18 protein-coding genes are annotated in these 22,589 nt (G+C 63.5%); 4 read left to right on the top strand and 14 right to left on the bottom strand.

All coding sequences use genetic code 11. The features are described from left to right. Positions 1 to 38: 38 nt before the first annotated feature. On the bottom strand, positions 39 to 1,475 hold the full coding sequence (locus I7X13_RS09440; protein ID WP_198075286.1) for a DUF5723 family protein: 1,437 nt from the start codon (positions 1,473 to 1,475) through the stop codon (positions 39 to 41). 177 nt (positions 1,476 to 1,652) lie between these two features. Between I7X13_RS09440 and meaB the strand changes: the two genes are divergently transcribed. Then, positions 1,653 to 2,633, top strand: a complete 981-nt coding sequence (gene meaB, locus I7X13_RS09435) for a methylmalonyl Co-A mutase-associated GTPase MeaB (RefSeq protein ID WP_233454729.1) — start codon at positions 1,653 to 1,655, stop codon at positions 2,631 to 2,633. Between the two features lie 14 nt (positions 2,634 to 2,647). Here the strand turns inward: meaB and I7X13_RS09430 are convergent, their stop codons facing one another. Both I7X13_RS09430 and I7X13_RS09425 read right to left on the bottom strand, forming a co-directional pair. Continuing rightward, on the bottom strand, positions 2,648 to 3,049 hold the full coding sequence (locus I7X13_RS09430) for a hypothetical protein (protein WP_198075284.1): 402 nt from the start codon (positions 3,047 to 3,049) through the stop codon (positions 2,648 to 2,650). A 238-nt stretch (positions 3,050 to 3,287) separates the two neighbouring features. Next, complete coding sequence (locus I7X13_RS09425) at positions 3,288 to 4,682, bottom strand: chloride channel protein (protein ID WP_317191556.1); 1,395 nt, start codon at positions 4,680 to 4,682, stop codon at positions 3,288 to 3,290. 164 nt (positions 4,683 to 4,846) lie between these two features. Between I7X13_RS09425 and I7X13_RS09420 the strand changes: the two genes are divergently transcribed. Beyond that, entirely contained in the window at positions 4,847 to 6,100 is a 1,254-nt protein-coding gene (locus tag I7X13_RS09420; protein WP_198075282.1) for a M1 family aminopeptidase, read from the top strand. A 12-nt stretch (positions 6,101 to 6,112) separates the two neighbouring features. On the opposite strand, the gene I7X13_RS09415 is transcribed toward I7X13_RS09420, so the two are convergent. The 6 genes from I7X13_RS09415 to I7X13_RS09390 all read right to left on the bottom strand — a co-directional run bounded on the left by I7X13_RS09415 (position 6,113) and on the right by I7X13_RS09390 (position 15,088). Further along, entirely contained in the window at positions 6,113 to 8,677 is a 2,565-nt protein-coding gene (locus I7X13_RS09415; RefSeq protein WP_198067788.1) for a DUF5916 domain-containing protein, read from the bottom strand. A gap of 192 nt (positions 8,678 to 8,869) precedes the next feature. Further along, on the bottom strand, positions 8,870 to 11,785 hold the full coding sequence (locus I7X13_RS09410; protein ID WP_198075281.1) for a M56 family metallopeptidase: 2,916 nt from the start codon (positions 11,783 to 11,785) through the stop codon (positions 8,870 to 8,872). Then, a complete protein-coding gene (locus I7X13_RS09405; protein WP_198067786.1) occupies positions 11,772 to 12,197 on the bottom strand; it encodes a BlaI/MecI/CopY family transcriptional regulator in 426 nt (141 codons plus the stop codon). Before I7X13_RS09405 ends, I7X13_RS09410 begins: the two co-directional genes overlap by 14 nt. A 222-nt stretch (positions 12,198 to 12,419) precedes the next feature. Then, positions 12,420 to 12,788 carry a dihydroneopterin aldolase gene (folB, locus tag I7X13_RS09400; protein ID WP_198067785.1) on the bottom strand — a complete coding sequence of 123 codons (369 nt, stop codon included), beginning with the start codon at positions 12,786 to 12,788 and terminating at the stop codon, positions 12,420 to 12,422. A 204-nt stretch (positions 12,789 to 12,992) separates the two neighbouring features. Beyond that, the gene (locus I7X13_RS09395) at positions 12,993 to 14,057 is read right to left on the bottom strand and encodes a DivIVA domain-containing protein (RefSeq protein WP_198075280.1); all 1,065 of its coding nucleotides are present in this window, start codon (positions 14,055 to 14,057) and stop codon (positions 12,993 to 12,995) included. A gap of 92 nt (positions 14,058 to 14,149) precedes the next feature. After that, complete coding sequence (locus tag I7X13_RS09390) at positions 14,150 to 15,088, bottom strand: WD40 repeat domain-containing protein (protein ID WP_198075279.1); 939 nt, start codon at positions 15,086 to 15,088, stop codon at positions 14,150 to 14,152. Positions 15,089 to 15,273: 185 nt separating this feature from the next. Here I7X13_RS09390 and I7X13_RS09385 point away from each other — a divergent pair, with 185 nt between their 5' ends. Both I7X13_RS09385 and I7X13_RS09380 read left to right on the top strand, forming a co-directional pair. Further along, the gene (locus tag I7X13_RS09385; protein WP_198075278.1) at positions 15,274 to 15,957 is read left to right on the top strand and encodes a 4'-phosphopantetheinyl transferase family protein; all 684 of its coding nucleotides are present in this window, start codon (positions 15,274 to 15,276) and stop codon (positions 15,955 to 15,957) included. Between the two features lie 44 nt (positions 15,958 to 16,001). Next, on the top strand, positions 16,002 to 16,583 hold the full coding sequence (locus I7X13_RS09380) for a redoxin domain-containing protein (protein ID WP_198067781.1): 582 nt from the start codon (positions 16,002 to 16,004) through the stop codon (positions 16,581 to 16,583). Positions 16,584 to 16,805: 222 nt separating this feature from the next. Here the strand turns inward: I7X13_RS09380 and I7X13_RS09375 are convergent, their stop codons facing one another. From I7X13_RS09375 to poxB, 5 genes are all read right to left on the bottom strand, one after another. Continuing rightward, positions 16,806 to 17,726, bottom strand: a complete 921-nt coding sequence (locus I7X13_RS09375) for a helix-turn-helix domain-containing protein (protein ID WP_198075277.1) — start codon at positions 17,724 to 17,726, stop codon at positions 16,806 to 16,808. Between the two features lie 21 nt (positions 17,727 to 17,747). After that, positions 17,748 to 18,635: an alpha/beta hydrolase family protein gene (locus I7X13_RS09370; RefSeq protein ID WP_198075276.1), complete on the bottom strand. Its 888-nt coding sequence runs from the start codon at positions 18,633 to 18,635 to the stop codon at positions 17,748 to 17,750. Positions 18,636 to 18,713: 78 nt separating this feature from the next. Beyond that, positions 18,714 to 19,712 carry an aldo/keto reductase gene (locus tag I7X13_RS09365; protein WP_198075275.1) on the bottom strand — a complete coding sequence of 333 codons (999 nt, stop codon included), beginning with the start codon at positions 19,710 to 19,712 and terminating at the stop codon, positions 18,714 to 18,716. A 136-nt stretch (positions 19,713 to 19,848) separates the two neighbouring features. Continuing rightward, positions 19,849 to 20,682: a transglutaminase-like domain-containing protein gene (locus I7X13_RS09360; protein ID WP_198067777.1), complete on the bottom strand. Its 834-nt coding sequence runs from the start codon at positions 20,680 to 20,682 to the stop codon at positions 19,849 to 19,851. An 84-nt stretch (positions 20,683 to 20,766) separates the two neighbouring features. Then, positions 20,767 to 22,494: a ubiquinone-dependent pyruvate dehydrogenase gene (gene poxB / locus I7X13_RS09355; protein WP_198075274.1), complete on the bottom strand. Its 1,728-nt coding sequence runs from the start codon at positions 22,492 to 22,494 to the stop codon at positions 20,767 to 20,769. Positions 22,495 to 22,589: the final 95 nt, after the last annotated feature.

Here is a 22,589-nt window from a genome sequence, read left to right as displayed (position 1 = left end):
CGCCTCGCAATGACAAATGCTCCGCCATGACAAACGGCCTACTCGCTGGCCCCAATCTTGAAACGCAGTACGCCAAGGGCCACCGAGCTATACGGTGAATCTTCGCTGAACAAGCCCACCACGTCGCGGGTGCTGATGCCGGCCTCCCAGATGGGCGACACGATGGTGAGGCCCAGCGGCAGGCTCTTGCCGTAGCCCGCGCCGCCCGTGAAGCCGCTGCTCAGCTTCAGCCAGTTGAGGGGTTTGTAGTCGACGCCGAGGCCCACGAAAGTGGTGGTGAGGTTGCCGGCAACTTTGTTGAGGGGCGCGGTAAGGTCGAGGCCGGCTTCGAAGAATTTGTTGATGCGAATGCCGCCACCCAGGCGCAGCTTGGCGGGCAGGGCGGCCGTGCGCTCTTTGGCGGTGGTGTAGGTGAAGAGGTTCTGCTTGTCGGTGTCGAACTGCGAGCTGATTTCCTTGAACACGTTGTAGGTCTGCACGCCGGTGGAAGCCGTTTGCTGGAGCTTCTGGTCGGAAGCTTCAAGCACGTTGCCGGTCCAGGTCATCGAGCCCATGTCGGTGACGGCCGCGCCGAAGCGGAAGATTTTGCCGATTTCGGCCGATAAACCGGCGTCGAAGCCGTTGCCGTGGCCCACCGGTTTCAGGCCCGAGCCCGACTCGTAGTTGAAGTTGGACGCATTGGTAGCCAGCGCGCCGTAGTCCACATCGAACACTGGCGAGAGCGACGTGTAGGCCGTCAGGCTGCCGCCGCTCACCCGGATATCGGCAATGCCGATGCCCTGAATGTAACGGTAGCCCGCGCCCAACGACAGCTTAAGGCCATCATTATGAAACACCTGAATGCCGTAGGCCACGTTAAACTCGTTGGTGACGGCCGCCTGAATGCTGGTGCCGTCGAGCACAGTGGAAATGAGCGGCGCATTGGCCGCCGTGGGCGTGGGCGTGCCGCTGGTGTTGGGCGTGGGGTAATACTGCTTCACCACGGCGGCGTTCTGGCCGTTGATGATGATGTCGGCGGCGTTGCGGTTGAGGGCCAGGTGGCCGCCGATGCGCTGCCGGCTGCTGAAAGCCAGCCCGCCCAGGCCGTTGGGCAGCGTCACGGCGAAGCCGAACAGGTTGGTGTCGAGGTTCAGGTTGAGCACGTTGTCGCCGCTGAGCTGGTCGACCAGCGTGGCTTTCTCTGCCGCCCCAATGCTCTGGCTGCCGTCGTAGAGAATGTGCTTGAATGTGGTTTTGGACAGCGACTGCGAGCCGATGCCCGCCCCTACTTCGCCAATGGTGAAGGCCACCCGGAAGTTGGTGCTGCGGCCCAGATTGGCGGGGTTGATGCCGATGGCCTGATAGTCCGTGGCGAAGGTGTTGATAACGCCGCCCCGGCCCGTGGCCGAGAAGTTGCTGAGCTCGTTTTGGGCGAAGGCGGTGGCGGGCAGGGCCAGCCAGGCGGCCAGGGATAAGAGGCAGTAAGGGACTTTCATGCAGAATTACGCTAAGGGGTGGCGAAGATGCGGACACAAAGAACTCGGCGCCGGCCCGCTCGCCCAACCGCAGTCGGCCAGCGCGCCGGTAGCGTCGACTATTTGCGCCCCGTGGCCGTATTGATTGTCGAAACGCCCGTTCTTTGCATTCGCAAGCTAACGCCAACCGCCCAAACATTGCCACCCAAACGCCTTTCCGCCGCCGAATACGCCGCTGGTATCCGGACCGGCTCCCGCACGGTGCTGGGCCGCGCCATCACCCTCGTCGAAAGCACGCTGCCCAGCGACCACGCCCTGGCCCAGGAGGTGCTGCAGGCGGTGCTGCCCCACACCGGGCGCAGCCTGCGGGTAGGCATCACGGGGGTGCCGGGCGTGGGTAAAAGCACGTTTATAGAGGCGCTGGGCCGGTTTCTGGTCGAAACCAAGGGCCTGAAGCTGGCCGTGCTGGCCGTGGACCCTAGCAGCCAGCGCGGCGGCGGCAGCATTCTGGGCGACAAAACCCGGATGCCCTGGCTTTCGGCTCAGCCGGCCGCATTTATTCGGCCCTCGCCCGCTGGCAGCAGCCTGGGCGGGGTGGCGCGGGCCACGCGCGAGGCCCTGCTGCTGTGCGAAGCAGCGGGCCACGACGTCATTATCGTGGAAACCGTGGGCGTGGGCCAGTCTGAAACTACGGTGCACGGCCTGGTCGATTTCTTCCTGCTGCTGATGCTGGCCGGGGCCGGCGACGAACTGCAGGGCGTGAAGCGCGGCATCATGGAAATGGCGGATGCCCTGTGCATTACCAAGGCCGACCACGGCAACGAGAAGGCCGCCCGCCGCGCCAAAGTAGACTACCAGAGCGCGCTGCACCTGTTTCCGGCGCCGCCGTCGGGGCAGGTGGTGCCGGTGCTGCTCACCTCGGCGGTGGAGGGGGCGGGCATCGGGGCTGTGTGGGAGGTCATCGAAAATTATGCCGCCGCCACCCGAGCCAGTGGCTATTTCGGGCAGCGGCGGCAGCAGCAGCAGTTGCAATGGCTGCACCAAAGCATCGCGCAAGCCTTGGAATCGCGTTTTTATGCCGATGCCAGGGTGCGGGAGCGGCTGCCGGCGGTGCAGGCGGCCGTGGCCACCGGGCAGCTCACGCCCTTCGCGGCGGCCGAGGAGTTGCTGGGACTGTAGCGGGCCAGGGCCGGCTAGAGCGCGGCCAGGCCGTTTTCGACGCGGTGCGTGGTGGTTTCGCGCACGGCGATGGTGGCCGCGCCAGGGGCTTTGTTCTCTACTTGGATGGTGTAGCGGTAGCGGTCGGGGCCCACGCGGAGGGTAAGGGCGTAGCGGCCGCTGGGCAGGGTGTTGAACTTGAGCCGTGTACCGTATGCGGGCAAGCGGTGGGTTTCGTTGAGGATGGTGGTGGCGGTGCTCAGGTTTTCGACCCGCATGGAAATGGGCCGGCTGAAAGCGCTGTAGACGCGAACGCGCAGGCTGGCGGCATCGGGCTGGGTAACCTGCACGGGCTGCGGCTGCTGGGCCTGAGCGGCGAAGCTGACCATGGCGGTCAGGACGAGAAAGGCGGGGCGGAAGTGAGCGGAGAAGTTCATGTTAACAAGCGAAAAAAGGTGGAGAATGGAGGTAGTGTCCCACGGCCGGTGTCCGGTTTCGAACGGTAGCGACCCGGGGACGCTATACTAACTTCCATCACCATGCCATTCTTTCAATTCACTAAAAATCAAAATCATACCTCAACAAACCGCTGTTTAGAAACGCAAAAAACCGTTCGAAGCCGGGCAGGTGCCCGATTCCGAACGGTTTGCGTGGTTTTAGGGTCTGAACGGCCGCTTATATCTCGTAGAACAGCGAGGTGGCGGGTTCGCGGCGCTGGTCGAGGGTTTCGCGGATGAAGCCGGTTTTGAGGTGTTCGTAGAGCGAATGGCGGTCGACCACGGCGGCAATGCCCTGGGCCAGCAGGCCGCCGAGCAGCAGCTGGAAGATGGCCCCGTGGCGGTCCGTCATTTCGAGCACCAGGATGGCGGCCGTGAAGGGCGAGCGCACCACGCCCGTGAGAAAGCCCACCATGCTCACCAGAATGAGCAGGTTGCGGTCGGGCACGGCCACGCCCAGCACCCGGCCAATGCCATCGCCCAGCAGGGCTCCGGCGCTGAGCGAAGTGGCAAACACGCCGCCCGCGCCCCCGCTGCTGTAGCTCAGGGCCATGCCCACAAAGCGCGCCGGGAACAGGTACCACGCCGTGAGGCCATCGTTCTGAAACAGCAACCGGTTGATGATGGGCTTGCCGGTGCCCACGCCATCCGCGCCCACGGCGTAGGCCAGGGCGGCCAACAGCAGCCCACAGCCCAGCACCCAGCCGGCCTGGGCGGGGAGCGAAACAAAGCGCTTACGAAAATTTCCCAACCAGAGCAGGGTTTTGGCAAACACGGCCCCGGCCAGCCCGCACAGCACAGCCACCAGCATGATGGTGGCCGTGAACCAGCCGCCGGGCGAGGTGATTTTGGGGTAGCCGAGGTAGAGGTACGGCCCCAAAAACTGCTGCGCCGTGAGCCCGGCGATGATAACGGCCGTGAACACGGCCATGCGGAAGCGCGACAGGTGAATCTGGGTCAGTTCCTCCACCACAAACACGATGCCGCCCAAGGGAGTGTTGAAAGCTGCGGCCAGCCCGGCCGCGCCGCCCGTGACCAGGGCAATCTGGCGCGAGAGCTGGGGCCAGCTGGCGGGCTGGAGTCGGTTGATGGCCCGGAAAATGGCGGCCGAAATCTGAATAGTGGGCCCCTCGCGGCCGATGACGCCGCCGCCCAGCAGCAGCACCACACTGCTCAGCACCTTCACGATGGCCACGCGCAAGCCCAGCAGGTGTACCGTGCGGGTGTGGTGGATGGGGTTCGACAGCTCGATGCCGGCCATTACCTGCGGAATGCCGCTGCCCCGTGCCGCCGGGGCCCACCGCTGCACCACCCACCAGGCCAGCAAAAAGGCCAGCGGCGTGAGCCCGAACGCCAGCAGCGGCTGCTGCCGGAGCCAGCTAAAGCTGAGCTGCTCGGCCCACACAAACAGCTTTTCGTAGCCCACGGCCATCAATCCCACCAGAAACGAGGCCAGCCAGAACGGCAGGCTTTGCAGAATCAGCTTGCGCACCCGCTCGGTGTAGAGGCGGCGAATGATGCGCTGGTCGAGCCAGGTGAGGATTCGTTGGTAGAGTGAGGAGGCTTCGGGCACGGGGAGTGGCGGATGGTACGCGGGCAAAGGTCCGGCCTGGTCCATGAACAACGCGTTAGTTACGCGGCCGGGGGCACTGGGCCCTGCGCAAAATTCGCCGGCCGGTCCCCTATTTCTGATTGTCCGTAGCTTGCCAGACCTTTTCCACCGCTTTTCTGCCACACATGAAGTTTTTTCTGCTGCTGCTTTTTCTGGGCTTCTTCAGCAATGCCTGGGCCCTCCAGCCGGAACCAGTGGTGCAGCTACAGGTGCGGGTGCTGCCCGAAACGCACGCCTTCACCTGTCGCTACACGCTCACGGTGCCAGCCGACGACACCGCCACCACCCTGGCCCTCCACCTGGACCGCCGCTTTCGCATCGAGCGCGTGCAGGCGCCGCGGGCCCGGCAGCAGCGCGTGGCGCGGGTATATTATCCCTTCTTCGCTGATACCGTGCAGTGCGTGCAGGTGCGCTACGCGGCCCGCAGCCACCACGCCCGGCGCATCACGCTCACCTATTCCGGGGTGCTGACCGAGAAGTTTTTCACGGAGCAGGTGATGGAGCTCAGCGGGCACACGGGCTGGCTGCCGTTTCGGCCCCGGCGCGAGTACGAGCCGGTGCGCTACGCGCTGGACGTGCGCACCCCGCCCGGCTACCAGGTGCTGAGCACGACGGCCCCACACCAGCATGGGCCGGGGCGCTGGACGTTTCGGGGGCGCACCAGCGCCATTGAAATCACGGCGTTGGTGGGGCCACATTTTGCGCAGGCTCAGGCACGGGCGCGGCCGTTGGTGGGTGTGGCCAAGGCCGGCCCAGCCTTGGCGCGGGCCGATTCGGTGCTGCTGCGCCAAGCGGCGGGCATTATCGGCTTCTACAACCGCACCATCGGGCGGCAGGATTCGATTAAGGGGTTCACGGTTTTTCTGCCGGGCACCAACCGCGACGCCTTTGGGCTACTGGCCAATGCCACGGTCATCACCTATTCAGAGTTTAACACGGCCGACCGGGGCGACTTGCTGATTCTGGCCCACGAAATCAGCCATAAGTGGTGGGGCTACGGCTCGGTGCACGACGAAAATGACTGGCTGAATGAGGCCTTCGCCACGTATTCGAGCCTACTCTACCTGCAAGCCCGCGGCGATACCGCCGGCTACCGCGCCGAGCTGGCCAAACGCGCTGCCACCATCGCCGGCACCCCGCCCCTGCTGGGGTTCGACCGCACCAAATACGACTACCCGATGTACCGCCGCGTCATCTACAACAAGGGCACAATGATATTGGCGGCCTTGCACGCCCGCTTGGGCACAACGCGGTTTGTAGAAGTGCTGGCGGCCACGGCGGCCCGGCAGGTGAGCACTACCACCGCATTTCTGGACGTGGTAGCCCAAACCGCCGGGCCGGATGCGCGGGCGTGGCTACTGGCCGAATTGCAACGGTAGTCCAACCGCCCTCTACCCCCGCCGCGGGCGCAGGGCCAGGTAATCCAGATAGTACAGCACTTTCACCGACACGGAGTTATTGTGTGGGGTGTTGATGGTGTTATTCAAGTTGTCGAAATAGAGCGGGGTGGCGGCGTTGGCTTCGAAGAAGGACGCACCGGCGTTTTTCCAGACGATGCTGACCTGGGAGCCGGGCGCGAACCACCAGGAATAGACGGCGTCGATGTTGAAGGCGTTGAAGGTGTTGTCGCGGTTGCGGTCGTAGGCGGGCTCGGGGGTTTCGAGGCCATCGGGGTGCAGGCGGGAGAAGTCGCGGTAGTGCACGTTGCTCACATAGTGCCGCAGGCGGATGTTGAACGACATGCGGTTGGTGAAGGTGTAGGTGGCCGTGGCGGTGTTGGTGAAGGTGGTGACGTGGCGGCGGCCCAGCAGCACGTCGCCCTGGTCGCCGCCAAAGCGGCGAAACACGGGCGCATCGGTGGAGTCAGAAGTATCGAGGCCGCCGGCGTAGCCAATCTGGTTGCGGGCAATGGCGTAGCCGATGGAGTACACGAAGCTGAGCTGGTTGCTGGCGCGGTAGCGCGGGCCGAGCGTGAGCGAGTAGCTGCTGCGGCCGGTGCGGTCGCCGTCGGCGGCAAAGTGCCGGAAGCTGTAGTTGAGGTCCCAGGCGAATTTCTTGCGGTAATCGGAGGAGAAAAAGCCGTTCAGGCCAAAGGTGGCGGGCTTGCGCACGTAGTATTTGCCCAGCGGCGCACGGCGCGGGTCGAAGTAGTCGCGGGTGAGGGGCGCGGCGTCGAGGTTGATGCCGGTGGTGAGGAAGTTTTTGGTAAAAGTGGTGTTGCCGCCCGCGTACAGGCCCATGTCTTGGTACAGATTGGGCTGCTCCAGGCGCGAATACGAGGCGCTGGCGTAGGTAATGAGCTTGTTAACCTTCCAGAAGGGTTTGTAGATGTTGTAGTTGGCGTAGAGCGACTGCGAGATGTTGTTGTTGGCAAAGAGCAGGCCGAGGTCGTTGGGGTTGTAGCTGTGCGATTCGATGCCGTGGTCAAGGCCCCAGGTAAAATTGCCCGAGATTTTGTTGAAGGCCAGGTAGTACTTGTAGCCGTTCTGGTCGTCGATTTCGTCGGTGGTGCCAAAGGCTTTGCCGCGCCGACGCGAGTACACCACGCGGCCGTCGAGGGCGTAGGTGTTGGCTTTGGTGGCGAAGCGGAAGAGGCCGCCCGTCACGTTGGCATCGTAGGTGGCGCCGGCCCGCGTCACGTTGGTGTTCACCAGGCTCACGTAGGAGTTGTTTTTGAGGCTCTGGTCGAGCACCACGATGTTGTAGTTGCTCAGCGGCTGGGTGAGGATGTCGCGCCGCTGGCCGGTGGTGCTGTCCTGCACGGTGGCGTACACGTCGTTGCTGATGGCGTTGAAGATGCCCACGCCCAGCCCTTTGCTGGTACGGCCCGAGACTTTGGTGGCGTTGAGCAGGCGCGTGATGCCGGGGTTCTGCACGATGAACTCGCCGGCGTGGCGCTTGCCGTCCTGGTCAGTGCTGCCGGTGCGCAGCTGGCCATCCACGCTGCCAAAGCCCAGCGGCTGCGCCCCTACCCGGCGCGAATAGAACAGGCCGCCCTTGTTGAACAGCTCGGTGCCTTCGGTGAAAAAGCCCCGGTTTTCGTTGTACTGCACCTCGAAGGGCGAGAGGTTGAGCACCTGGTTGTCGCTCTGCACCTGGCCGAAATCGGGCACCAGCGTGGCATCCAGCGTGAAGCTTTCGTTGATGCCCCACTTCACGTCGGCCCCGCCGTTGAAGGTGGTGGTGGTGTTCTGCTTGCCCTGCTCGTTGTAGGGGTAATGGTTTACGTAAGCCGACACGTAGGGCGTGAGCGAGAGGCGCAGCGGCGGCTTTAGGTCGCGCAGGCCGGTAAGCTCGCCCCACTGGTTCACAAAACCGTCGACCTGCGGCTTCACTTCGTTCCAGAAAAATTTCTGGCGGGAGCTGCGCCGCTGCCGGCCAAAGTTCAGCCCCCACACCTGCTCGGGGGCCTTGCTGAAGCGAATGGCGGAGTATGGAATGCGGATTTCGGCTATCCAGTCGTTGCCGCGCAGGGCAGTGCGCGAGTCCCACACGGCATTCCAGGAGCCGTCCTCGCCGTTGGTGGGCGACTGCCGGGCATCAAGCTGCACCCCGCCCGAAGTCAGGATGAATTCGTAGCCGTTCAGGTGGTCGTTGTAGGTATCGAAAAACACCCCAAACCAGTCCGAATTGCCAATATTGTCCCGCGCACTCAGCTCCCGAAAAATAGAATCCTGCGACACGTCGTGCATGATGGCGCCCACGTAAATCGCGGCATCGTCGTAGAGCACGCGCACTTCGGTGGGGTGTTTTTCGACGGGGCCAGGCGTGGGCTCCAGCTCGTAAAAATTGGTGGCGATGGGAGCCGACTGCCATACGGCCTCATCCAGCAGCCCGTCGAGCTTGGGCGGGGTGCTGATGCGCGTGGCCTGAAGCTGGCGCTTGGGGGCCGGCCGGGCCGCATCGGTAGCGACCGGCGCTTTCTGGGCCTGGGCCACCCCAATAAACAGACTCAACCAACAAAGCAGTAAAAAACAACGCATAGTATTCGTCCGAAACAGAATAGCTTTCGGAGGGGCGAAGAGATGCTGAATGAAGTGAGATAGTTGCTTGCCGGCGGGCAATTTTGCCGGGAACAGCGAGATAAACGGGCATAAAAAAGCCGGTTTCTCCCGAGAAAAACCGGCTTTTCTGCGTTTCCTTCTCCCCTATTCCTGGGTCGAAATCGTCATGTTAAACTTTTTGTCCTCGGCGTGGCCGGTGAGCTTGCGGTACTTAGCCGCCAGCTCATCCGACTGCTTTTTGCCGTTCACCGTCAGCCCCGAGTTGTTGAGCTGGAACTGGAGGTTTTTCTCATTCGCACCAAGAATGCCGTCCTTGCGCAGCTCGTTCCGCAGCTCTTCCGTGTCGACGCGGGGCGGGGCCGGTGGCGCGGGAGGGGCCGGCAAATCCATCATCGGCGGGGCCGGCGGGGCGGCCAATGGGGCCCGAGGGGCACGCGGCGGCCGGGGCGGGCGCGGCCCCGGGCTCATGTTGAAGCTGGTGTCGCTGCGGCCGTTGCGGCGAATGACGATGGCATCGTTGCCGCTGAGCGTGCGGCCGTTGGCTTCGGCAAACAGCTTCAGGTACTTGTCGCGCACTTTGGCCGACTGGTCCTTGCCGTTCACCGTCATGATGGTGGGCGTGAGGCGCAGCTGAAAATTGTCCTTGTCCTTGATGAGGCCATCCTTTTGCAGCTGGTCAATCAGGCCCTCATTGAGCTTGCGGTCCCGCTCGGCGCGGTCGCGGTCACGGTCGGCCCGGGCACGGTCGCGGTCAGCCTGGGCGCGGTCACGGTCAGCTTGGCGGCGGTCCCGTTCGGCCAGGATGCGGTCGTTGTCGGCGCGGTCACGGTCCCGTTCGGCCATGGCCCGGTCCCGGTCAGTCTGTTCCAGGTCCTGCATTTCCTCCTGCGACTCGCGAATGCGCTCCTTGATTTCCTGCCGGCGCTCCTGCATTTCCTGCTGATGCTCCTGCATGAGTTGGTTGTGCTCTAATATCAGCTTTTGGTGCACCCGCATTTCGGGGTCCTGGTCGCCATTCATGCGCAGCTGCCGGCTCGATGAGGCCGTGCTCTCGGCCTGCTTCAGCTGCACGCGCACTTTCTCCAGCTCCCGGTTGATTTCCTTGCGCTGGGTGGCGCTCAGGCCCTTGGTGGCAGCAGCGGTGCGCAGGCCGCGCTCGGCTCCGCGCAGGGCATCCAGAGTAGCGCGGCTGGTTTCGGGGTCCTGGCCACCGTTGAGGGTTTTCAGGCGATACACGCGGTTTATCGACCCGCCGGGGGCCATGCGGAACGCGCCATTCATCGGCCCGTTCATGCCCGGGAAATCGAACTGAAAATTCCGGTTGAAGTTGCGTTTGAACTCCTTCTCCGCTTCCACTTTCCGCCGCAGGTTGCGCTCCATGTGCCGCTCCATGTCGCCGTCATCGGTGCGGAAGGCAAAGCCTCGCATGTCAGGAGCCGGCGCCATCTGAATGATTTCCACCTGCTGGCCCTTCCCTTTCTTGGGCTTGCCAATGGCAGACTCCACGCGTTGGCCATTCACCACGAGGTCCGTCAGACGGCCCTTTTTATCCTTGGTCACCACCACCGTGCCGGGGTTGCCGGGGAAGGGCATAGGTCCCATTTCCTGGCCGTTGATGATAACGCGGCGCTGCTCACGCTTCCGGCGCGGGGGGCGGCCGTCATCGTTCCGCGAGTCCTCATCGGCCGGGCCCGCCTCGTCCTTGATAACCGTGATTTCGCGGCGCACTTCGGTAGGCTGGCCGGGCGTGCTTACGTTGGTAGTCGTGGTTGTGCTGGTAGTGGTGGCGCGCTTGTTGGTATCGGCCACGCCAGCGGCTTTGGCGGACGGCGTGGGGCCGGTTTGCCAGTCGAACGCGGCCGGCTTGGCTGCATGGCTGGTATCGGCCAGCGGGCCGGCCAGGGCCACGCTGCCGCCCAGCAGACCCAGACCGCCCAGCACCAGCGCGCCAGCCATCAGGCCTTCGGCTACGGTGGGGGCAGCGGGGCGACGCTGCACCAGACGGCGCACCCGCATCAGCAGGGCTCCGGGCCGGTTCATGGCGGCCAGGGCGAGGCGTGGGGCCGTGGGCACCACGGCACTTTGGCTCCATTCGGCCAGGGCCGTGAGGGCGCGGGCCAGCCGGAGCGGGTCGCCGCCCACGAGGGCCGTGGCGGTGTCGTCGCAGCAGTTTTCGCGCTCGGTGCGCACGCAGTTGGCCATAAACCACACGGCCGGGTGGTAGAAAAACAACACTTCGGCCACGGTTTGCAGCAGGTTCACGAGGTAGTCGCGGCGCAGCACGTGGGCCAGCTCATGGGCCAAAATTGCCTCCAGGCAAGCCGGCGACAAGCCCGCCACCGTGCCCAGCGGCAGCAGAATCACGGGCCGCAAGTGGCCCACCACCAGCGGCACCTGCACCAGCGCAGATTCCAGCAGCGCCACCGGCCGCTTCACGCCGCTGCGGGCAGCCAGCGCGGCCAGCCGCTCCTGCCACACGGCCGGCAGCGGGCGCACCCGGTAGTTGCGCAGCCGCTGCACATACAGCAGGCCGCCCAACATGCGCAGGCTCATGGCCAGCAGGCCCAGCAGCCAGGCCACCACCAGCAGTGGCAGGTTTTTATCGAAATACCGCAGGCCCGTGGCTAGCCAAGCGGGCGTGGACGAATGGGCAGCTGAGCTTGCGGCAGGAGTTGCCGCCGAGCGCAATTCTACAGCATTGGTGACGGTTGTCACCGCTTTTTCTACTCCTTTCGAAGCGACTGAAACGCCCGCCGCCGGAGACTCAGCTTGCTTCATCGGCACAATCTGCTGCGTTTTCACCGTACCAGGGCGCAGCAATACGTCTTGCGTCGGGCTTGAAGTAAAATACAGCCCAAACGTGATGCCGGCCAGCGCTACCACCACGCCCAGCGCCCCGGCCGAGGCCGCGTAGCGCACTTCGGCCCGCTGCCGGCGCAGCAATAGCAGCGCCCCGGCCAGCACGGCCGCCACCAGCGCGCCCTGCCACAGCGAATGCAGCAAGGTCCAGCCCAGCGCCCGCGTGAGGGCGGGCGAAACGAATTGCTCAAGCGTGGTCATCGTCGTCGGAGTTAGGTGTGGAGTTTTGGATTTCAATATCATTCAGCAGGCGGCGGATTTGCGCCAGCTCGTCGGCCGAGGTCTGGCGACTGCCCAGGGCCTGCATCACCAGCTTTAGGGCCGAGCCGCCGAACGTGGCGTCCACAAACTTGTCGAGGAGCAAGCCCTGGGTTTCCTGCTCGCGCACCGCGGCGCGGTACACGTGGCTGCGGTCGGCGTCGTCGCGCCGCACCAGCGCTTTTTCCAGCATCAGCTGCAAAATCTTGAGCGTGGTGGTGTAGCCCACCTCCGCCTGGCGGCGCTGGCTCAGGTGGTCGTTGATGGCCCGCACGGTGGCGGGACCGTGCTGCCAGAGCACATGCAGGATTTCCAACTCGGAATCCGTAGGTTTGGGGTGCGGTGCTTTGCTCATGTCGAAAGATACGAGTTTACTACGAATTATTTCGTAGGATGAGACAAAGATTATACGAACACATTCGTAGTTGCAAGATACATCTACGAATTATTTCGTAATCCCACCCTTGTCGATATCAATTCGCTGTCAAACAGTCGATTAATTTTCAACCAACATAGGCGGTTTGGTTTGCACTGGCCAACGGGAGACGCAAGTATGCGTCTCTACATCGGGCAGGGGCTAGTTCTCGTGCTGCCGGCGTTTCGTTAGCGTGACGCGGGCGCGCTGGCAGATGCCGCCCAGCGGCGGGTTGAACTTGCTAACGCTGATTTTCACCTTGCGCACGCCGGGCAGCTCGGCCGTAATGCGGTCGAGCACGCGGTGGGCTACGTGTTCCAGCAAACGGGCGGGGGCGCGCATTTCCTCGGCCACGAGGCGGTACAGCACCTCATAGTTCACCGTCTGCTGCAGCTTATCGGACTCGCCGGCGGCCAGCAAATCGGTTTTGATGTAGAGGTCGACGCCGTATTTGTTGCCGATTTTCTGCTCTTCATCATAGTAGCCGTGGAAGGCGAAAAATTCCAGCCCTTCGAGTGCGATTTGGCCCATGTGGTGGATTGGTAGGTTCGTGAATTGGTGGATGCGCACCGCGTATATATCGGCAAGTGGCCGGTACCTTGGCTGCACCAATGAAAACGGTGGTGCAAAGGTTACCTCGTAAAACAGGAAAGCCCACCCCAAGGGGTAGGCTTTCCTGTTTCTTTTACCGGTGACCGAATCTGCGCAATCCGTCAAATCCGTTAAATCAGCGGTCTAGATTTCATCAAAAAACGACTTCTCCCCTACCGCTGCTTCGGCCGGAGTGGCGGACGCCATGCCGGGCTGGCCGGGGTGCGTCACGGGCGAGGGCTGGTTGATTTCGGGATGGTTGGGCGCCACCGGCTGGATATCGGGCGAGGGCGGCTGCACGTAGGGCGGGTTGGGCTCGGGCACTTGCGAAGGCGCAGGCGGGTCGATGTGCGGGGCGGGCGAGATGCCGGGGTTTTCGGCCGGGGCGCCGGGCCGCTCAATTTCGGGGTGCGGGTTTTGGGCGGGCGCGCCGGGGTCGGGCTGCTGGCCGGGCTTGGGGTTGTAGCCGGTGGTTTGGGCGGCGCGCTCCAGCGCTTCTTCGGCCCGGCCCAACGACGTGGGCGCGAAAGAAGCCGGCGTGGCGGCAGCAACAGCCGAGGCCGATGAAACGGCGGCAGTGGAAGTGACTTGCATGGCGGAAGGGGTTTCGGGCGTGGGTTCGGCGGCGGCTTCCTTGGGCCGCTCTACCTGTACGCGGGCCGCACGCGAAAGGATGGCCGCCGTGCCGCCTTTGGGCCGGTTGCGGGCTTTTTCCACTTTTTCCAGCGCATCGGACGCCAGGTGGTGCAGGTCGCGCACGAGTCCGTCGAGCTGCTGCTCAAGGCGCTGGCACTCCTGGCCCAGACCGCCCACTTCGCGTTGCATGTCGGATACCGTTTTTTCGGCCTGCTGATAAGCGCCGTCCACCACTTCGCGGGCGCGCTGGCGGGCTTCGCTGATAATGCTTTCGGCCTGAAACTGGGCTTCGCGGATGCGCAGGTCGGCATCGCGCTGGGCTTGCTCAGTGATGTTGTTGCCGGTGTCTTCGGCGGTTTTCAAGGTGCGATAGAGGCTGCTTTCCACTTCGCGCATCTTCTGCACGTCCTGCTGGGCGTGCTCGAGCTTGAGGCGCAGCTCACGGTTTTCGTCGCCCATGCGCTCCCACTGCTGCGAAATAGTGGTCAGGAAGGCCTGCACCTCGTCCTTATCAATCCCGCGAAAGGATTTTTCAAACGTTTTCTGGCGGATATCGAGGGCGGTAAGTTTCATTGTTGCAAGGAGGAATGAAGAATGAGGAATGAAGAATTAACGCGAGGGGAAAACAGTAGGAAACAGCCTAAATTGGCTTAATTCCTCATTTTTCATTCCTCATTCTTCATTACCAATTGCCAGACGGCAAGGCTGCGGTCGTCGCTACACGAAACTAGCCGGTTTTGGTTGCCCGGCCAAACCAGCCGGTTCACCGAGGTGCCGTGCCCGGCCGAGCGGGCGCGGTCGAGCACGCGCAGCAGCGTGAGCGTGGCCGCGTCCCAGATTTTGATGCTTTTGTCGAGGCTGCACGAGGCCAGGTAGCGGCCATCGGGGCTAAATGCCAGGTGGTTGATGGTGTACATATGGGCGGGCACGGTATCGGCCAGGGCGTAATCGGCAGCCACGTTCCAGCGCCGAATCTGAGCATCGCGGCCAGCCGTGAGCAGGTGCGCACCATCGGACGAAAAGGCCACCGAAAACACCGAATTGGTGCTTTCGCCCAGCGTGAATTTGGTTTCCAGCGAATCCAGGTCGAGCACGCGGGTGAGGTGGTCGGAACTGCCAATGACCAGTTCGCCGCGCGCTTCGTGCAGGGCCAGCGTGCGCAGGCTTTTGTCGGTGATGCGCAACAGCTTCTCAAGTCGAAAATCGGGCAGACGCAACACGGCCAGCGTGCCATCGGCCAGGCCGGCATAAACCCGCTGCCGGCTGCCCGAAACCACGATTTCGAAGATGGCCACCGGCGGCAGCGCCGTGGCGTGGGCCAGCTGCTTTTGGCCTAAATCAATGGCCTGAATGCCCTGGAAGTTGTGCCCCAGCACCAGTAAACCGAGCTCTGGCAGGTGGCGCAGGGCATACACCGAATTCTCGACGCGGGCCAGCAGCTCGCCGTCGCGCTCAGGCTCAGCGGCATCCCAGCCCACCACCATGCCATCGGCGCTGCCGGAAAAAACGCGGCTGGCGGGGCCGCCCGTGAGGGCATATACGGCATCGCGGTGGCCAGCGAGAGTGGCAATTCGGGTAACGGGCGGGCGGAATATTTCGGGCATAACGGGGCCGCAAAGGTAGCTTTGCTTGGAGTCGATTGTCGTACTTGAATAGCGTTTGTCATCCTGAGCGCAGCGAAGGACCTTCACACGTTGAAACGACTTATTCCTGCGTGAAAAGGTCCTTCGCTGCGCTCAGGATGACAAACGCCTTCCGCCCTCTGATTCCTGCTCCCCATTCGCCAACCATGCCCCTGCACTCCATCCAGCGCCTCTCCCCTACCGCCGTGCTGGGCCTCTGGCACCTCACCGAAACGCCTGAGGACCTGTGGGCGGCCCTGCCCAATGCGGCGGCGTACCAGCCGCTGCTCCCCGCCACAGCCGATGCTAGGCGGCAGGCCCAATGGCTGGCCGGCCGCCGACTGGTCCACGCGCTGTTCGGGGAATTGCCCACGCCCCTGCCGCCAGAAACCCTGGTGCAGAACGACGCCACCGGCCGTCCCTGGCTGGCCGGCGCGCCCGCCGATGCGGTGGTCTCGCTGTCGCACTCCGGCGAATGGGCGGCGGCCGTGCTGGCCCAGGGTGGCCGCGCCGGGGTCGATATTGAGCTTATTCGCGACAAGGCCCAGCGGCTGGCCGGAAAATTTCTGGCCGAAAACGAGTGGGCGCACGCCCGCGCCGCCACCGCCGATGGCGTCGCCGACACGCATTATACCTTGCTCTGGAGCGCCAAAGAATCTTTGTATAAGCTGGCGGCCCATCGCGGCATTATCTTTCGCCAACAGCTGCTGCTTCAGGAATTTAATCCGCAAACATCCGGCGAAATCCCGGCTACGTTAGTGCTGGGCGGGGCCGAGACGCGGCACCGCATTTGCTATACCCAACCCGCACCCGGTTACGTGCTCACGTATTGCCACGAACCCGCCGGGTAGCCGCGCGTATGTTGCGCCGTGCCGTTTTGTCTTACCTTACCGCCATGTCTTTCCGTCGCATTTCTATTCTGACCGCCGTGGCCCTGCTGGCCGTCACGCTCGCCGTGGGCGTGGCCCGCGCCCAAGGCGGCGGCACCGTCACCGATTTCACCCTGAAAACCGCCGCCAACGCCGACGTAGCCCTGAAAAGCTACGCCCAGAACAAGGCCGTGGTGGTGGTGTTTCTGAACCCAGCCTGTGCCTTTTCGCGCCTCTACCAGGAGCGGCTGGCTTCGCTCAGCAGCACTTACCGCGGCCGGGGCGTGCAGTTTCTGTTCATCAACGTGCCCATCAACCTCGATGCGCCCGGCACCGCCGCTCCCGGCGAAGTCGAGCTGCCCACCCTCACCGATGCCAGCCAGCAGGTGGCCGGCCTGCTCGGCGTAACCAAAACCGCCGAGGCCGTGGTGCTGGAGCCCGCCGCTGGTGGTTTTGCCATCCGCTACCGCGGCGCGATTGATGATAACCCGCAGGTAGCCAGCAGCGTGCAGCAGTCTTATTTGAAACAGGTACTCGAAAACGTGCTGGCCGGCCGTCCCGCCGGCGTGGCCGACAAGCGCGCCGCCGGGTGTTTGATTAAGCGGTAAGTTGTCGCCTGCTATTGCTGGTAATCGGCTGTCATTGCGAGCGCAACGCGGCAATCCGTCATGTCAAATGCGACCAGCCCCGAGCTATGACAAAGCTATTTCTACGATAGAAAGCCCCAGTACTGCGAAGTATCGGGGCTTTCTGGTAGAAGAAAGTGTGTGGTGTTGACAGGACGGATTGCCGCGTTCCGCTGCGCTTCACTCGCAATGACAGGCGACTACTTATTGCGCAGAGAATCGAAACGCCGCCGGTGTGAGCCCGGTTTTGCTTTTGAACAGGCGCGTGAAATACTGCGGGTACTCGAAGCCAAGTTGAAACGCGGTTTCGTTGATAGTGAGCGAGGTGGTGAGCAGCAGGCGTTTGGCTTTCTCGATAAGAGCCTGATGCAGGTGCTGCTGCGTGGTGAGGCCGGTGAGGGTGCGCAGCATGTCGCTGAGATAGGCGGGCGACACGTGCAGGGCATCGGCGAAGTGCTGCACGGTGGGCAGGGGCTGCTCGGTATCGGCGGTGAAATAACTGGTTAGCTGGGCTTCGAAGCGGCTCAGCAGGTCGTGCTCGACCGTGCGGCGGGTGAGAAACTGCCGGTGGTAGAAGCGGTTGGCGTAGTTAAGCAGCACGTCGAGCTGCGATACCAGCACGTCCTGGCTGAAGGCATCGATGGGCCGGCTGTACTCGGCCCGAATGTTATCCAGCAGCGCATCTAGAGCCATTTCTTCCTGCGCCGAGAGATGCAGAGCTTCGTGCACGGCGTAGGAAAAGAAGCCGTAGCCGGTGATTTTCTGGCCCAGTGGGTATTTGCGCAGTAGGTCGGGGTGAAACACCACCATCCAGCCACTGATTTGGGAGATATCTAGCGTGGCATCGATGGCAAACACCTGCCCGGGCGCCTGGAAGCCCATCACGCCCTCGCCAAAATCGTAGGACTGATGGCCGTAATGCACCTTGCCCCTGAGGTTTTTCTTGACCCAGACGGTATAGAACTGCTGAAGCACCGGCGTCAGCTTTTCGGGCAGCACGTTGCCCCGGGTCTGCTCCAGGTTGATGACGGTGAGCAGCGGATGAGCCGGCGCGGGCAGCCCGCACAGGCGGGTGTAGTCCGTGACGGTCTCCAGCACGCGGATTTCGGCGGACGGCTGTTTCATGGAGAATGGCTGAATTAAGGGTCACTCAGTGGCGGGCAGGGCCATTTGCTCCAACAAAAACTGCAGGATTTCGGCTTGCATCTCACCCTGAAACTGCATCCGGTCGAACCCCGGCGGGTCCTGCGAAGGCGGAAAGGCCGGGCCGGTACGCCCCGGCGGAAACGGGCTGAAAAAAGAATAATGGCCGGCATTTGCAACAACGCGGTGCTGCACCTGCTGGCGGTCGGCCACGCCGTTGAGCACGATTTGGGCGTGAAAATCGGGCGTCCATTCGTCTTTTTCGCCCACCATGAGCAGAATGGGTACGCGCACGTTGCGCAGCGCCTTCGCCGCCCGGTACCACACGGTGGCCGGGGCCAGCAGCACCAACGCCTGCACCCGCGCATCGGCCACCACGGGGATGGGCTGCGGCGTACCGTCCGTGTGCTCGTGGGGGAGCGTGCCGGGCTGCCCACCGGCCAGCGCCAGCGCCGTGTAGCCACCCAGCGAGTGCCCAATCAGGGCCACCCAATTGGGCCGTAGCGCCCCTCCGAACTCAGCCAGCAGCCCATCAATGGCCAGGCTGAGGTGGCGCGGCCGGGCCACGAGGTTGTCGGGCGTGTTGTGCCAGGAATTGTCGTCGCGGTGGTTGGCGTGGTGCCGGACCAGGCCCACCACAAAGCCGTGGCGGGCCAGAAAATGCGCCAGCAGGCGGTGCGTGAGCGGCGTGCCACCGGTGCCGTGCGAAATCAGCACCAGCGGGAACGGGCCGGGTTCGATGGGCGCATCCAGCGCCACGTCGAGGGTGTAGGGACCAACGGTTTCGGGCTGGCCAGGCGTGCGGCTGGGGTACAGCACAAGCAGTGGAAACGTCAGGTTCAGGTTGGCATCAGCTATTCCCAGGGTGCGGCAGCCTACGAAGTTGGTCATGAAAAACGGGGTTAATTCGGGCGCAAGTACTGCCGAAAGCACGAGTACCCCGAACTTTCATTCGGGGCACTCGTGCTTTTAAAATCCTTCCGGGTACGCTGCGCCCGCCGGACTGCCCACCGGCATGATGGCCTCCAGCTCGGCCAGCTCTACCGGGCTCAATACCAGGCCGGCAGCGGCCACGTTCTGCTCCAGGTACTTGCGGCGCTTGGTGCCGGGAATGGCCACCACGCCCTGCGCCAGCACCCAGGCCAGGGCTAATTGCGCGGCCGTCACGCCCTTGACCTCGGCCAGGGCCTGCAGCTTTTCCACCAGCGCCAGGTTTTTGTAGAAGTTTTCGCCCTGGTAGCGCGGAAACCAGCGGCGCGAGTCGTTGGGCTCGAAGTCGTCGGGGGTTTTGATATCGCCCGACAAAAAGCCCCGGCCCAGCGGCGAGTAGCCCACGAAACCGATGCCCAGGTCGCGGGCGGCTTGCAGCGCGCCGGTTTCCTCCACGCCCCTATCGAAGAGCGAATACTCGGTTTGCAGGGCCGTGATGGGATGCACGGCGTGCGCCCGGCGCAGGATGTCGCCCGACACTTCGCTCAGGCCCAGGTAGCGCACTTTGCCTTCCTCCACGAAGCGGCTCATCATGCCCACGCTGTCTTCGATGGGGGTGTTCGGGTCGAGGCGGTGCAGGTAGTAGAGGTCCACGTAGTCGGTGCCCAGGTTGCGCAGCGAGCGTTCGATGGACTTGCGGGCGTACTCGGGCCGGCCGTTCAGCTTGCCGGTGAACTTCTCGTCGTCGCTCACCTCGAAGCCGAATTTGGTGGCCAGAATGATGTCGGCGCGGCGGCCGGGCAGCACCTTGGCCACCAGCCGCTCGTTCAGCATGGGGCCGTAGAGGTCGGCGGTGTCGAGCAGGTTCACGCCTAGCTCCAGGGCGCGGTGCAGGGTGGCCAGGCTTTCGGTTTCGTCGGCTTCGCCGTACACGCTCATGCCGTCGATGCCAGCCGTCATGCCCATGCAGCCCAGGCCTTCCACGGGTACTTCCAGCCCTTGGCTGCCGAGGGCTACTCGTTTGATTTCAGTAGTCATGTTGGGGTTGGTTTTGAGGATTTTTTGATGCCTCAAAGGTCCGGGCGGCCCAACCCAGCGGGCCTATACAAAACGCCGCTTCTGCAACACAAAACGCAGTAGGGTGCGGGGCTTGTGCCCCCGCCCGACTGTTTTATTACTCCAGAATGCTCAGCAACACCGCCACTTCGGCCGCTTTCACCGGTTCCTGCAGGCGCTCGAAACTCATTTGCAGGTTGCGCATGGCGCGACGCACGATGTCGAGGTGCGAGCAGGGCTCGTAGAAAATGGGGTTCGACGTAATGTTGAGCTGCGACACGTAGTGCTCGATGTCGGTGCGCGATAGCACCAGGCCGCGGTTGTAGCAGTTGATGTAGAACGGCTCGGCCCCCGGCAGCTCGGGGCGGAAAGTGAGCACGAACAGGTTAGGCAGGTTCACTCCGAACACTGGCAAATTGAGCCGCTGGGCCACCAGCAAGTAAATCACGCACAGCGTAAGCGGGTTGCCTCGCTTGGTTTCAATCACGCGCTGCAGCATGGAATTAGCTGGCGAGTGGAAATGCTGGGTGTTGGCCGCAAACTTGTGCTGCCGGAAGATGACGTAGTTCAGGGTTTGCACCTGGTCGGCGGGGTGCATGTCGGGGCGCAGGGCCGTCCAGGCCTCAAAGCGGAGCTGCTCAATGGCGCGGTTCAGGGCCTGGTAGTCGGCATCGGGGTATTGGTAGGTATTCAGCAGCCACATGCCTTCGAGCAGGTCGGTGGCCCCGGCTTCGCGCCACACTTTGAGGCGCTGCTGCAGGCCCTCAAACTGCAGGTGGTGAATCAAATCCTCGAGCCGGTGCTGCTGCTGGCTATCAAGCGTTTCCTCCCACGATTCCTCCAGAAAAGGAATGATGCTCTCGCCCAGGTTCTGAATTTTGTCCTGGATTTGCGGCGCGATTTCCGGGTCGTCGAGCAGCGAGATTAGGGCTTTGATTTCTTTGTTGGTCATGGATGCGAAACGGCCGCCGCTAGGGTTGCAGGGCCAAATTTAACACGCAGCAGGGCCTTTTGGGTTTCATGCCACGCGGTAGTTCTACCGGAATAGGTTCGTTTTCGCCACTTCCAGCAGCTCGCTGCCGCGCCCGTTCATCAGCGCTTTCAGCGCATACAGGCCAAAACCCGCCGCCTGCTTCGCCTCGATGCTGGGCGGCATGCTCAGCTCCTGGCGCTTCACCACGGCGTCCACCAGGGCGGGGCCGTCGTGGGCCAGGGCTTCGCGGAGCACGCTTTCCAGGTTGGCAGGGTCGCTCACGCGGAAGCCTTTCAGGCCAGCGGCAGTGGCCAGCGCGCCAAAATCGGGGTTGTCCAACTCGGTGCCGTATTCGATGATGCCGGCGGCCTTCATTTCCAGCTCCACGAAGCTGAGGGCGGAGTTGTTAAAGACAATTATTTTGACCGGGATTTTGTGCTGGCGGATGGTCAGCAGCTCGCTCAGGAGCATGGCCAGGCCACCGTCGCCGCACATGGCAATGACCTGCCGGCCGGGCTCTACCAACGCCGCGCCGTAGGCTTGCGACACGGCATTGGCCATGCTGCCGTGCACGAACGAGCCGAAGAGCCGGCGCTGCCCGTTCATGTGCAGGTAGCGGGCGGCCCAGATGGTGGGCGTGCCCACGTCGCAGGTAAAAATGGCATTTTCAGCGGCTATTTCGTCCAGCAAACGGGCTACGTGCTGGGGGTGCAGGCTGGTATCGCCGGCGTCGCCGGTGGCCAGCTCGGCGAGGTGGGCATCGTCGTCGCGGTGGCGCTGCTGGGCTGCTTCGAGGTGGGCGCGGTCGGTGCGCGGCGTGAGGTGAGGCAGCAGCTGGCGCAGGGTGTCGGCCACGTCGCCGGCCAGGCCGATTTCGACGCGGGTACGCCGCCCGATGTTCTCGGGGCGAATATCGACCTGCACCACGCGGGCCTTTTCGGGGTAAAACTGGCGGTAGGGGAAGTCGGTGCCCAGCATCAGGATGGTATCGGCGTCCATGAGGGCGTGGTAGCCGGCGGGCATGCCCAGCAGGCCCGTCAGGCCCACGTCGTAGGGGTTGCCGGGCTCCACGTGCTCCTTGCCACGCAGGGCGTGCACCACGGGGGCTTGCAGCGCGGCGGCGGCATGCACCAGCTCATCGAGCGCCCCAGCGCAGCCAATACCGGCCAAAATAGTGACTTTCCCGCCTGCGTTCAACAGTTCAGCCGCTTGCTGAATATCAGCTTCCGAGGGGCGCAACGTGCTGCGGCGGCCGTGGGTGGGCAGCAGGGTTCCGGGCGCTTCGGTTTCGAGGTAGGCCACGTCGCCGGGCAGCACCACCACGGCCACGCCGCGCTGGCCCAGGGCGGCGGCCACGGCGCTCTCGATGGTGCGCACGGCCTGCTCGGGCACCGAAATCAGCTCGCAGTAGTGGCTGCATTCGCGGAACAGGCGCTCAGGGTGGGTTTCCTGAAAGTAGCCGGTTCCGATTTCCACGCTGGGAATCTGGGCGGCCAGGGCCAGCACCGGTACGCGGCTGCGGTGGCAGTCATACAGGCCGTTGATGAGGTGGGTATTACCCGGCCCACACGAGCCGGCGCACACGGCCAGGTCGCCGGTGAGGTGGGCTTCGGCACCAGCGGCAAAGGCCCCGCCCTCTTCGTGCCGCACGGCAACAAATTCGATGTCGGAGCGGGTGCGAATGTTGTCGGTGATGCCGTTGAGCGAGTCGCCTACCACGCCAAAGACGCGCCGGACGCCGGCGGCAACAAGGGTATCGACAATGATTTCGGCTACGGATTTTTTGGGCATAATTTTCTGCGTTAGAGTCAGGGGCTCTACGCAAAAACAGAAGGCCCGGCAGTAGTTGCCGGGCCTTTTTATCAGCAGAGGGATTAACCGGAGAC

The organism is Hymenobacter negativus (genome assembly GCF_016056375.1).
Lineage (GTDB): Bacteria > Bacteroidota > Bacteroidia > Cytophagales > Hymenobacteraceae > Hymenobacter > Hymenobacter negativus_A.
This window is presented reverse-complemented; position numbering and strand designations above follow the sequence as displayed.

Coding starts and splice junctions, on each gene's coding strand:
- I7X13_RS09420 (WP_198075282.1), top strand. CDS start 4,847: ATGAAGTTTTTTCTGCTGCTGCTTTTTCTGGGCTTCTTCAGCAATGCC.
- I7X13_RS09395 (WP_198075280.1), bottom strand. CDS start 14,057: ATGAAACTTACCGCCCTCGATATCCGCCAGAAAACGTTTGAAAAATCC.
- I7X13_RS09365 (WP_198075275.1), bottom strand. CDS start 19,712: ATGACTACTGAAATCAAACGAGTAGCCCTCGGCAGCCAAGGGCTGGAA.
- I7X13_RS09390 (WP_198075279.1), bottom strand. CDS start 15,088: ATGCCCGAAATATTCCGCCCGCCCGTTACCCGAATTGCCACTCTCGCT.
- I7X13_RS09430 (WP_198075284.1), bottom strand. CDS start 3,049: ATGAACTTCTCCGCTCACTTCCGCCCCGCCTTTCTCGTCCTGACCGCC.
- I7X13_RS09375 (WP_198075277.1), bottom strand. CDS start 17,726: ATGAAACAGCCGTCCGCCGAAATCCGCGTGCTGGAGACCGTCACGGAC.
- I7X13_RS09385 (WP_198075278.1), top strand. CDS start 15,274: ATGCCCCTGCACTCCATCCAGCGCCTCTCCCCTACCGCCGTGCTGGGC.
- I7X13_RS09370 (WP_198075276.1), bottom strand. CDS start 18,635: ATGACCAACTTCGTAGGCTGCCGCACCCTGGGAATAGCTGATGCCAAC.
- I7X13_RS09360 (WP_198067777.1), bottom strand. CDS start 20,682: ATGACCAACAAAGAAATCAAAGCCCTAATCTCGCTGCTCGACGACCCG.
- I7X13_RS09380 (WP_198067781.1), top strand. CDS start 16,002: ATGTCTTTCCGTCGCATTTCTATTCTGACCGCCGTGGCCCTGCTGGCC.
- I7X13_RS09410 (WP_198075281.1), bottom strand. CDS start 11,785: ATGACCACGCTTGAGCAATTCGTTTCGCCCGCCCTCACGCGGGCGCTG.
- I7X13_RS09440 (WP_198075286.1), bottom strand. CDS start 1,475: ATGAAAGTCCCTTACTGCCTCTTATCCCTGGCCGCCTGGCTGGCCCTG.
- poxB (WP_198075274.1), bottom strand. CDS start 22,494: ATGCCCAAAAAATCCGTAGCCGAAATCATTGTCGATACCCTTGTTGCC.
- folB (WP_198067785.1), bottom strand. CDS start 12,788: ATGGGCCAAATCGCACTCGAAGGGCTGGAATTTTTCGCCTTCCACGGC.
- I7X13_RS09405 (WP_198067786.1), bottom strand. CDS start 12,197: ATGAGCAAAGCACCGCACCCCAAACCTACGGATTCCGAGTTGGAAATC.